This window comes from Streptomyces sp. YGL11-2 (assembly GCF_050054615.1).
In the GTDB taxonomy this organism is placed as follows: domain Bacteria; phylum Actinomycetota; class Actinomycetes; order Streptomycetales; family Streptomycetaceae; genus Streptomyces.
Genome location: NZ_JBNHIN010000013.1, coordinates 1 through 10957, shown reverse-complemented (window position 1 = coordinate 10957; position 10957 = coordinate 1). Strand labels below are relative to the sequence as shown.

10 protein-coding genes are annotated in these 10957 nt (G+C 69.8%); 8 read left to right on the top strand and 2 right to left on the bottom strand.

Annotation, left to right across the window (positions count from 1 at the left end):
• The first annotated feature begins 128 nt into the window (after positions 1–128).
• From rpsO to ACO1BR_RS16830, 5 genes are all read left to right on the top strand, one after another.
• Positions 129–416 carry a 30S ribosomal protein S15 gene (rpsO, locus tag ACO1BR_RS16850; protein WP_006602744.1) on the top strand — a complete coding sequence of 96 codons (288 nt, stop codon included), beginning with the start codon at positions 129–131 and terminating at the stop codon, positions 414–416.
• A 294-nt stretch (positions 417–710) separates the two neighbouring features.
• Positions 711–2957 carry a polyribonucleotide nucleotidyltransferase gene (locus ACO1BR_RS16845; RefSeq protein WP_426795878.1) on the top strand — a complete coding sequence of 749 codons (2247 nt, stop codon included), beginning with the start codon at positions 711–713 and terminating at the stop codon, positions 2955–2957.
• Complete coding sequence (locus ACO1BR_RS16840) at positions 2954–4333, top strand: M16 family metallopeptidase (RefSeq protein WP_426795877.1); 1380 nt, start codon at positions 2954–2956, stop codon at positions 4331–4333. Before ACO1BR_RS16845 ends, ACO1BR_RS16840 begins: the two co-directional genes overlap by 4 nt.
• Positions 4334–4390: 57 nt before the next feature.
• Positions 4391–5143, top strand: a complete 753-nt coding sequence (gene dapB, locus ACO1BR_RS16835) for a 4-hydroxy-tetrahydrodipicolinate reductase (protein WP_426795876.1) — start codon at positions 4391–4393, stop codon at positions 5141–5143.
• Between the two features lie 5 nt (positions 5144–5148).
• A complete protein-coding gene (locus ACO1BR_RS16830; protein WP_426795875.1) occupies positions 5149–5670 on the top strand; it encodes a hypothetical protein in 522 nt (173 codons plus the stop codon).
• A gap of 75 nt (positions 5671–5745) precedes the next feature.
• Here the strand turns inward: ACO1BR_RS16830 and ACO1BR_RS16825 are convergent, their stop codons facing one another.
• Both ACO1BR_RS16825 and ACO1BR_RS16820 read right to left on the bottom strand, forming a co-directional pair.
• Complete coding sequence (locus tag ACO1BR_RS16825; protein WP_426795874.1) at positions 5746–6303, bottom strand: hypothetical protein; 558 nt, start codon at positions 6301–6303, stop codon at positions 5746–5748.
• A gap of 123 nt (positions 6304–6426) precedes the next feature.
• Positions 6427–6666, bottom strand: a complete 240-nt coding sequence (locus ACO1BR_RS16820) for a hypothetical protein (protein ID WP_043266386.1) — start codon at positions 6664–6666, stop codon at positions 6427–6429.
• 231 nt (positions 6667–6897) lie between these two features.
• On the opposite strand from ACO1BR_RS16820, the gene thyX reads away from it, so the two are divergent.
• From thyX to ACO1BR_RS16805, 3 genes are all read left to right on the top strand, one after another.
• Positions 6898–7644 (top strand): FAD-dependent thymidylate synthase, encoded by a 747-nt coding sequence (gene thyX / locus ACO1BR_RS16815; protein WP_159507768.1) that lies wholly within the window; start codon positions 6898–6900, stop codon positions 7642–7644.
• A 207-nt stretch (positions 7645–7851) separates the two neighbouring features.
• Positions 7852–8751 carry a 4-hydroxy-tetrahydrodipicolinate synthase gene (gene dapA, locus ACO1BR_RS16810; RefSeq protein ID WP_426795873.1) on the top strand — a complete coding sequence of 300 codons (900 nt, stop codon included), beginning with the start codon at positions 7852–7854 and terminating at the stop codon, positions 8749–8751.
• 113 nt (positions 8752–8864) lie between these two features.
• The gene (locus ACO1BR_RS16805; RefSeq protein WP_426795872.1) at positions 8865–10550 is read left to right on the top strand and encodes a ribonuclease J; all 1686 of its coding nucleotides are present in this window, start codon (positions 8865–8867) and stop codon (positions 10548–10550) included.
• The last annotated feature ends 407 nt before the right edge of the window (positions 10551–10957 follow it).

Sequence of the window (10957 nt, the reverse complement as noted above, 5' to 3'; positions counted from 1 at the left end):
CCCCCCGACCACCCGGTCGGGGGGCCGTCCCGCTGCTGGTACGCTGTCCGACGGTCCAATCGAGTCATCCAAGATTCCCTGTGACGCAAACCAGGGGCGCTCGCGGACCGGAAACCAGAGGAGTACGCGTGTCGCTCGACGCCGCCACGAAGAAGCAGATCATGGCCGAGTTCGCCACCAAGGAGGGTGACACCGGTTCCCCCGAGGTCCAGGTCGCGATGCTCTCCCGCCGCATCTCGGACCTGACCGAGCACCTCAAGACCCACAAGCACGACCACCACTCCCGCCGTGGTCTGCTGCTGCTCGTCGGCCAGCGCCGCCGCCTGCTGCAGTACCTGGCGAAGAAGGACATCACGCGCTTCCGCGCGCTGGTCGAGCGCCTGGGCATCCGCCGCGGCGCGGCGGGCGCCAAGTAAGACGCCGTAAAGGGAGCGGTTCCCACCGGGGGCCGCTCCCTTTGCCGTACGCACCGGACAGCCGTCCCGCCGCGCGGTGGGCGGAAGCTTTGTAGTCTGGTGCCATATCGCAAAAGCGAACGCGGTAGGAGCGCCTCCTGGCCGCCGGTCCTCGGTAGTGGCCCCCGGGCCGTCCATGGCAGACCATGCGACATCACTCCGGGTGCTTCGATCGAAGACCGGCCCGCACCGGCGCTCCACCGAAGACGGTCCCCTGCCACACGGGCAGCGGACGCAGACGAGGAGATATTCCTGGTGGAGAACGAGACCCACTACGCCGAAGCCGTGATCGACAACGGCTCCTACGGCACCCGCACCATCCGCTTCGAGACGGGCCGCCTGGCCAAGCAGGCCGCCGGCTCCGCCGTTGCGTACCTGGACGACGACACCATGGTGCTGTCGGCCACCACCGCCTCCAAGAACCCGAAGGACCAGCTGGACTTCTTCCCGCTGACCGTCGACGTCGAGGAGCGGATGTACTCGGCCGGGAAGATCCCCGGCTCCTTCTTCCGCCGTGAGGGCCGCCCCAGCGAGGACGCGATCCTCACCTGCCGCCTCATCGACCGGCCGCTGCGCCCCTCCTTCAAGAAGGGCCTGCGCAACGAGATCCAGATCGTCGAGACGATCATGGCGCTCAACCCCGACCACCTCTACGACGTGGTCGCCATCAACGCCGCCTCCTGCTCCACGCAGCTGGCCGGCCTGCCCTTCTCCGGCCCGATCGGCGCCACCCGCGTCGCCCTGATCAACGGCCAGTGGGTGGCGTTCCCGACCCACACCGAGCTGGAGGACGCGGTCTTCGACATGGTCGTGGCCGGCCGGGTGCTGCCCGACGGCGACGTCGCGATCATGATGGTCGAGGCCGAGGCCACCGAGAAGACCGTCGAGCTGGTCAAGGGCGGCGCCGAGGCCCCGACCGAGGAGGTCGTCGCCGCCGGCCTGGAGGCCGCCAAGCCCTTCATCAAGGTCCTGTGCAAGGCCCAGTCGGACCTGGCCGCCAAGGCCGCCAAGCCGACCGGCGAGTTCCCGGTCTTCCTCGACTACCAGGACGACGTCCTGGAGGCGCTGACCAAGGCCGTCAAGGACGAGCTCTCCCAGGCGCTGACCATCGCCGGCAAGCAGGAGCGCGAGGCCGAGCTGGACCGCGTCAAGGCGCTGGCCGCCGAGAAGCTCCTCCCGGAGTTCGAGGGCCGCGAGAAGGAGATCTCCGCCGCGTACCGCTCGCTGACCAAGACCCTGGTCCGCGAGCGCGTCATCAAGGAGAAGAAGCGGATCGACGGCCGCGGCGTCACGGACATCCGTACGCTCGCCGCCGAGGTCGAGGCGATCCCGCGGGTGCACGGTTCCGCGCTGTTCGAGCGTGGCGAGACCCAGATCCTGGGCGTCACCACCCTCAACATGCTCCGCATGGAGCAGCAGCTGGACACCCTCTCCCCGGTGACCCGCAAGCGCTACATGCACAACTACAACTTCCCGCCGTACTCCACCGGTGAGACCGGCCGCGTCGGCTCCCCCAAGCGCCGCGAGATCGGCCACGGCGCGCTCGCCGAGCGGGCGCTCGTCCCGGTCCTGCCGACCCGCGAGGAGTTCCCCTACGCGATCCGCCAGGTCTCCGAGGCGCTGGGCTCCAACGGCTCGACGTCCATGGGCTCGGTCTGCGCCTCCACGATGTCGCTGATGAACGCCGGTGTGCCCCTCAAGGCCGCGGTCGCCGGCATCGCGATGGGCCTGATCTCCCAGGAGATCGACGGCGAGACGCACTACGTCACCCTCACCGACATCCTCGGTGCGGAGGACGCCTTCGGCGACATGGACTTCAAGGTCGCCGGCACCAAGCAGTTCGTCACCGCGCTCCAGCTCGACACCAAGCTCGATGGCATCCCCGCCTCGGTCCTGGCCGCCGCGCTGAAGCAGGCCCGCGACGCCCGCCTGCACATCCTCGACGTGATGAACGAGGCCATCGACGTCCCCGACGAGATGTCCCCGAACGCCCCGCGGATCATCACCGTCAAGATCCCGGTGGACAAGATCGGCGAGGTCATCGGCCCCAAGGGCAAGATGATCAACCAGATCCAGGAGGACACCGGCGCCGACATCACGATCGAGGACGACGGCACGATCTACATCGGTGCCGCCGACGGCCCGGCCGCCGAGGCCGCCCGCGCCACGATCAACGGCATCGCCAACCCGACCATGCCGGAGGTCGGCGAGCGCTACCTGGGCACCGTCGTCAAGACGACCACCTTCGGTGCGTTCGTGTCCCTGCTCCCGGGCAAGGACGGCCTGCTGCACATCTCGCAGATCCGCAAGCTGGCCGGCGGCAAGCGCGTCGAGAACGTCGAGGACGTGCTCGCCGTGGGCGCCAAGGTCCAGGTCGAGATCGCCGAGATCGACCAGCGCGGCAAGCTCTCCCTGATCCCCGTGGTCGAGGACGAGGACGCCGCCAAGGACGACACGAAGTCCGGGTCCGACGACGGCTCCGCTGGGGGCGCCGCCAAGTGACGTCCCGTACGTACACGACGACGGCCCGCACCTCTTCGGAGGGGCGGGCCGTCGCCCGTACCCAAACGCTTCTCCAGGGCACCGCGGGCGCCGGCACGGTCCGCAAGACGACCCTCCCCGGCGGCCTGCGCGTCGTCACCGAGACGCTGCCGACCGTCCGCTCCGTCACCTTCGGGATCTGGGCGCATGTCGGCTCCCGCGACGAGACGCCGTCCCTCAACGGCGCCACCCACTACCTGGAGCACCTGCTCTTCAAGGGCACCGGCCAGCGCACCGCCCTGGACATCTCCGCCGCGATCGACGAGGTCGGCGGCGAGATGAACGCCTTCACCGCGAAGGAATACACCTGCTACTACGCGCGGGTGCTGGACACCGACCTGCCGCTGGCCATCGACGTGGTGTGCGACATGCTCACCGGCTCGCTGATCGAGACCGAGGACGTGGACGCCGAGCGCGGCGTCATCCTCGAAGAGATCGCGATGACCGAGGACGACCCGGGCGACTGCGTGCACGACCTGTTCGCGCACACCATGCTCGGCGACACCCCGCTCGGCCGGCCCGTACTGGGCAGCGTCGACACCGTCAACGCCCTCACCGCCGACCGCATCCGCCGCTTCTACAAGAAGCACTACGACCCCACGCACCTGGTCGTCACCGCCGCCGGCAACGTCGACCACGCCAAGGTCGTCCGCATGGTCCGCCGCGCCTTCGAGCGGGCCGGCGCGCTGGGCCGCCAGGACGCGGCCCCGATGGCCCCGCGCAGCGGCTCCCGTGCCATCCGTACGGCCGGACGCGTGGAACTCCTCGGCCGCAAGACCGAGCAGGCGCACGTGGTCCTTGGCGTACCGGGCATGGCCCGCACCGACGAGCGGCGCTGGGCCATGGGCGTACTGAACACGGCCCTGGGCGGCGGGATGTCCTCCCGCCTCTTCCAGGAGGTCCGCGAGAAGCGCGGCCTGGCCTACAGCGTCTACTCCTTCACCTCGGGGTTCGCCGACTGCGGGCTGTTCGGCGTCTACGCCGGCTGCCGCCCCAACCAGGTGCACGACGTCCTCGGGATCTGCCGCGACGAACTCGACAAGGTGGCGGCCGAGGGCCTCACCGACGACGAGATCCGGCGCGCGATCGGCCAGTTGCGCGGCTCGACGGTCCTCGGCCTGGAGGACACCGGGGCCCTGATGCACCGGCTCGGCAAGAGCGAGCTGTGCTGGGGCGAGCACATGTCGGTCGACGAGATGCTCGCCCGGATATCTGCCGTGACCCCGGACGAGGTCCGGGAGCTGGCCCGTGATGTCCTGGGCGCGCGGCCCTCGCTGTCCGTCATCGGCCCACTGAAGGACCGGCAGGCGGCCCGGCTGGACGACGCCGTCGCCTAGGCGACGGCGTCGGCACCGTCCGCGGGTCACCGAACCACCAAGAGAGAGCGGAAAACGATGAGCAAGCTGCGCGTGGCCGTCCTCGGAGCCAAGGGGCGCATCGGCTCCGAGGCCGTACGGGCCGTCGAGGCCGCCGACGACATGGAACTGGTCGCGGCCCTCGGCCGGGGCGACAAGCTGGAGACGCTGGTCGAGGCCGGCGCCGAGGCCGTGGTCGAGCTGACCAACCCCGGCGCCGTGATGGGCAACCTCGACTTCTGCCTGCGGCACGGGATCCACGCCGTGGTCGGCACCACCGGCTGGACCGACGAGCGCCTCGCGCAGCTGCGCACCTCGCTCGCCGCCTCGCCGGAGGCGGGTGTGCTGATCGCGCCGAACTTCTCCATCGGCGCGGTGCTGACCATGCAGTTCGCCCAGCAGGCGGCCCGCTTCTTCGAGTCCGTCGAGGTCATCGAGCTGCACCACCCCAACAAGGCGGACGCCCCGTCCGGCACCGCCGCCCGCACCGCCCAGCTCATCGCCAAGGCCCGCGAGGAGGCCGGCTGCGCGCCCCAGCCGGACGCCACCAGCACCGCGCTGGACGGCGCCCGCGGCGCGGACGTGGACGGCGTCCCGGTCCACTCCGTACGGCTGCGCGGCCTGCTGGCCCACCAGGAGGTGCTGTTCGGCGGCGTGGGGGAGACCCTCACCATCCGCCATGACTCCCTCCACCACAGCAGCTTCATGCCGGGCATCCTGCTCGGCGTGCGCCGCGTGGTGAACACCCCGGGCCTGACGGTGGGCCTGGAGAACTTCCTCGACCTGGGCTGACGGTCATGGGCGGAAAGATCACGTACATCTTCCTCGCCACCGTGCTGGTGCTGGTCTTCGGCGTGGTGGCGATGGAGGGCGTCCTCCTCCTGCTGACGGGGGAGCCGGCGGCCATGGGCATGGGCGCGGTGGCCTTCGTCCTGCCGTGCATCGGCGGCTGGTTCCTGTGGGCCAACACCCGCTTCGCACGCAGCGCCAACCGGCTTGCCCGCACCCTGGAGGCCGAGGACGGCCTGCCGGTCGACGACCTCCTGCGGACCCCCGGCGGCCGCGTCGACCGGGACGCGGCCGACGCGGTCTTCGCCCGGCGGCAGGCCGAGACCGAGGAGGCGCCGGGCGACTGGCGCACGTGGTTCCGGCTCGCCGTCGCCTACCACGACGCCCGGGACACCCCGCGCGCCCGCAAGGCCATGCAGCGCGCCATCACCCTGCACGAGCAGACGCCGGACGACGAGAAGCCGGACGGCGAGAAGTCGGCACGCCCCGACAACGGGCCTGTGGACAACGGGCCCGTGCGGACGGTCTGAGTCCCCGCGGGCCCGCGGGCCGCCCCTGACGAGTAAGTCCGGACCAGGGCCGGGCTCAGGGGCGGACCCCCGGACTCAGGGGCGGTACTCCGCCGCCCACGCCTCCAGTACGTCCGCGGCCCGCTCGAACGCCTCCGGACGGGACAGGAAGTCCCCGTTGCGGTCGGTGACCAGGGCCCGCAGCGGCCCGCCCCGGTCCCGCTCGACGATCAGCGCCTGCCCCTGCACGGTCCGCGGCAAGCCCAGCCAGCGCACCGGCTGTTGGGCCGTGCGCACCGCCCCGACGGCGCTCCACGGCAGGGTCGTCGTCCGCAGCAGATGCACCTGCCGCAGCCCGCGCGCGCTCACCCACACCCCGACGCGGACCAGCCGCAGCGCCAGGGCGATCATCAGGACCGCGACCACCGCACAGACCGCCGCCCCGGGCAGCGATCCGGCGAGCGCGATGATCAGCGCGGAGAGCAGGACGAACGACGCGAGCAGCAGAAACGCCGCCGCCGTCCCCACGCGCCACGGTCCGGGGCGGTAGGGACGGCGCCAGTGGTCGGGCTCGTCGTGCGGCAGGGCGATGGACTCCGCCGCGCGGCCGTCGGCCTTGAAGTCGCGGTCGGCCGTCAGGAAAGGCAGGGGCACGGCTGATCCTCACTCCGGCTGGTCAGCACGGAACGGCATGCTGACGAAAGCTGTGACCGGTGAGGCTATCGGGACTGACGGGGCGGAACCACCTGACGGCCCGCCCCGCCCCGTCGGGCCCGTTCAGCGGTGCGCGGCCTCGGACTGGTGCACCCCGGTGGGGCCGGAGGTGTCCTGCTGAAGGGCGGGCAGACCGAAGAGCAGCGCACCTGCCAGGCCGCCCACCACGGTCAGCGTGATCAGCGACTGCCCGAAGATCTGCGCGCGCGAGGCGCGCTGGCGCGGCGGGGGAGTGACATTGCTGCGGAACCGGTCTGCCTCGGCAACGAAGGCGAACGGGACGGGCTCTCGCCGGCGGAACATGAGCGGGCTCTCCTTGGAACCTCGAAGTGGGCACTGTCACAGGGAAAGACGACTGGGGCGCCCGATTGGTGCCCGTTTTCCGTGAGTTCTGTGAAAAATATCAACCGCCTGGCGGACGGCTGCCGTCGGGGTCCGTTTTGTCGCTAACGCCGTATCAGCTCGCATTTCCCGCGCTGTCAGTGGCGGGCCGTAGGCTGGGCGCGCACGAGGATCGAACGGAAGGAACCGCCGGTGTCCCACACCCCCGAGAGCGCCGAGAGCGCACCCGTCAGCTTCCGCAGCGAGGTGACGGTCGAGCTGGTCAAGCACAGCGCCGCGGACAGCGACGTGCTGTGGGCGGCCCGGGTCTCCACGGCCGGCGAGCAGTCCCTGGAGGAGCTGCAGAAGGACCCGGAGCGCTCCAAGGGCCTGATCAACTACCTCATGCGGGACCGGCACGGCAGCCCGTTCGAGCACAACTCCATGACCTTCTTCATCAGCGCGCCGATCTTCGTCTTCCGCGAGTTCATGCGCCACCGCGTCGGCTGGTCGTACAACGAGGAGTCCGGCCGCTACCGCCAGCTGGAACCGGTCTTCTACGTCCCCGGCGAGTCCCGCAAGCTCGTCCAGCAGGGCCGCCCCGGGAAGTACGAGTTCGTCGAGGGCACTCAGGCCCAGCACGCGCTCACCTCCCGCGCCATGGAGGACAGCTACCGCCAGGCGTACGCGGCGTATCAGGAGATGCTCGCCGCCGGCGTCGCCCGCGAGGTCGCCCGCGCGGTGCTCCCCGTCGGCCTCTTCTCCTCCATGTACGCCACCTGCAACGCGCGCTCCCTGATGCACTTCCTCGGCCTGCGGACGCAGCACGAGCTGGCGAAGGTCCCGTCCTTCCCGCAGCGCGAGATCGAGATGGTCGGCGAGCAGATGGAGGCCCACTGGGCCAAGCTCATGCCGCTCACGTACGGCGCATTCAACGCGAACGGCCGGATCGCTCCGTAAAGCTCCGTAAACCGCAGGCGGCGGCCCGGGCGGCCGAGCGCGCGGTACAGACGTGCGAAGTGTCCGGATTGCGGCATTTTGAGAAGTTCATCTACGCTGAACAGACGGACCCGGCACTGCTTGAACCCCCGAGCAGGCAGTGCCGGAGTCCACATCCCTGCTCCCCAGAGGCACACCCAGAGGTGCCCTACGAGTAGCGTGGGACCCATGGCTCCGACTTCCACACCGCAGACCCCCTTCGGGCGGGTGCTGACCGCCATGGTCACGCCGTTCACGGCGGATGGCGCCCTCGACCTTGACGGCGCGCAGCGGCTCGCCGCACACCTGGTGGACGCCGGCAACGACGGCATCGTCGTCAACGGCACCACCGGAGAGTCCCCGACCACCAGCGACGCGGAGAAAGCACAGCTGGTCCGCGCCGTGGTCGACGCGGTGGGCGACCGCGCCTTCGTCGTCGCCGGAGCCGGCACCAACGACACCCACCACAGCCTGGAGCTGGCCCGCGCCGCCCAGGACGCCGGCGCGCACGGCCTGCTCGCCGTCACGCCGTACTACAGCAAGCCCCCGCAGGAGGGGCTGCTGCGCCACTTCACCGCCATCGCGGACGCCACCGACCTGCCCGTGATGCTCTACGACATCCCCGGCCGCAGCGGTGTCCCGATCAACACCGAGACCATGGTCCGGCTCGCCGAGCACGCGCGGATCGTCGCCAACAAGGACGCCAAGGGCGATCTGGGCCGTGCCAGCTGGGCCATCGCCCGCTCCGGCCTCGCCTGGTACAGCGGCGACGACATGCTCAACCTCCCGCTGCTCTCGGTCGGCGCCGTCGGCTTCGTCTCCGTCGTGGCCCATGTCGTCACCCCCGAGCTGCGCGCCCTCCTGGACGCCCACCTCACCGGCGACGTCACCAAGGCCACGGAGATCCACCAGAAGCTGCTGCCCGTCTTCACCGGCATGTTCCGCACCCAGGGCGTGATCACCACCAAGGCCGCCCTCGGCCTGCAGGGCCTGCCCGCGGGCCCGCTGCGGCTGCCCCTGGTCGAGCTCTCCCCCGAGGAGACCGAGCAGCTCAAGCGCGATCTCGCCGCCGGCGGGGTACAGCTCTGAACACAGACTTCACAACTGAATACGGACCAACAACCGCCACATAGCAAGTGCACGAATGTCATGCGCGCCACGTGCCTCGACGGCAGCGTGGCGCGCGTGGTGAGGAGAGTCTTTTGAGTCATCCGCATCCCGAACTCGGCACCCCGCCGAAGCTGCCCAAGGGTGGCCTGCGCGTCACCCCCCTCGGTGGCCTCGGCGAGATCGGCCGCAACATGACGGTCTTCGAATACGGCGGCCGACTGCTGATCGTCGACTGCGGAGTGCTCTTCCCTGAGGAGGAGCAGCCCGGAATCGACCTGATCCTGCCGGACTTCACATCCATCCGGGACCGCCTCGACGACATCGACGGCATCGTCCTGACCCACGGCCACGAAGACCACATCGGCGGCGTCCCCTACCTCCTCCGCGAGAAGCCGGACATCCCGCTGATCGGCTCCAAGCTGACCCTGGCCCTCATCGAGGCCAAGCTCCAGGAGCACCGCATCCGCCCGTACACGCTGGAGGTCGCCGAGGGTGACCGCGAGCGCCTGGGTCCCTTCGAGTGCCAGTTCGTCGCGGTCAACCACTCCATCCCGGACGCCCTCGCGGTGGCCATCCGCACCCCCGCGGGCATGGTCGTGCACACCGGCGACTTCAAGATGGACCAGCTCCCCCTTGACCGCCGGCTGACCGACCTCCCGGCCTTCGCCAAGCTCGGCGAGGAGGGCATCGACCTCCTCCTCTCCGACTCGACGAACGCCGAGGTCCCGGGGTTCGTCCCGCCCGAGCGGGACATCTCCAACGTGCTGCGCCAGGTGTTCGCGAACGCCAGCAAGCGCATCATCGTGGCCAGCTTCGCCAGCCATGTGCACCGCATCCAGCAGATCCTCGACGCGGCCCACGAGTACGGCCGCCGGGTCGCCTTCGTCGGCCGCTCGATGGTCCGCAACATGGGCATCGCCCGTGAACTGGGCTATCTGAACGTCCCCGCCGGCCTGGTCGTCGACGTCAAGACCCTCGACGACCTCCCCGACGACGAGGTCGTGCTGGTCTGCACCGGTTCCCAGGGCGAGCCGATGGCGGCCCTGTCCCGGATGGCCAACCGCGATCACCAGATCCGCATCGTCCAGGGCGACACGGTCATCCTGGCCTCGTCCCTCATCCCCGGAAACGAGAACGCGGTCTACCGCGTGATCAACGGCCTGAGCCGCTGGGGCGCGGACGTCGTCCACAAGGGCAACGCCAAGGTCCATGTCTCGGGCCACGCCTCGGCCGGCGAGCTGCTGTACTTCTACAACATCTGCAAGCCGAAGAACCTTATGCCGGTCCACGGCGAATGGCGCCATCTGCGCGCCAACGCCGAACTGGGCGCACTGACCGGCGTCCCGAAGGACCGCATCGTGATCGCCGAGGACGGTGTCGCGGTCGACCTGGTCGACGGTGTCGCCAAGATCTCCGGCAAGGTCCAGGCCGGCTATGTCTACGTCGACGGCCTCTCGGTCGGCGACGTCACCGAGTCCCACCTCAAGGACCGCCGCATCCTGGGCGACGAGGGCATCATCTCGGTCTTCGTGGTCGTGGACAGCAGCACCGGAAAGATTGTCGGCGGCCCGAACATCCACGCCCGGGGCTCCGGCATCGACGACGCCGCGTTCGAGGCCGTCGTACCGAAGATCGACGAGGCCCTGGCCAAGTCGGCACAGGACGGCATCACCGAGCCCCACCAGCTCCAGCAGCTGATCCGCCGCTCGGTCGGCAAGTGGGTGTCGGACAACTACCGGCGCCGCCCGATGATCCTTCCCGTGGTCGTCGAGGTCTGACACGTCGTCACCCGACGGCCCTCAAGTCGGAGCGGGGCGCCACGATTTGCATCCAGGCGCCCCGCTCCAGTAGGTTTACGGCTCCGCCTGAACGGGAAGCACCGCACGCCTGTGCGTCCGGCTCCTTCCCCCACAGCGGCGGAATTCCGGCCCAGAGCAATCTGATAAAGTCGGATCAGCCGAAAGGCAACCCCCTCCGACGGGAAATCGGAACCGAATTCGAAACGGCTGCGACAAGCGGCCGGAACGAAAAAGGATCTGATAAAGTCGGGACCGCGAGAAAGCCGAAAGGCCGGATCGCACCGGCGAAAAGTCGGAGCCGCGAGGGTCTGATAGAGTCGGAAACGCAAGACCGAAGGGAAGCGCCCGGAGAGCCTGGTGAAACAGGCACAAAGGAAGCGTCCGTT

Excerpts from the sequence above, each read along its gene's own strand:
- dapB (WP_426795876.1), top strand. The coding sequence starts at position 4,391 with ATGAGCAAGCTGCGCGTGGCCGTCCTCGGAGCCAAGGGGCGCATCGGC.
- ACO1BR_RS16830 (WP_426795875.1), top strand. The coding sequence starts at position 5,149 with ATGGGCGGAAAGATCACGTACATCTTCCTCGCCACCGTGCTGGTGCTG.
- ACO1BR_RS16820 (WP_043266386.1), bottom strand. The coding sequence starts at position 6,666 with ATGTTCCGCCGGCGAGAGCCCGTCCCGTTCGCCTTCGTTGCCGAGGCA.
- dapA (WP_426795873.1), top strand. The coding sequence starts at position 7,852 with ATGGCTCCGACTTCCACACCGCAGACCCCCTTCGGGCGGGTGCTGACC.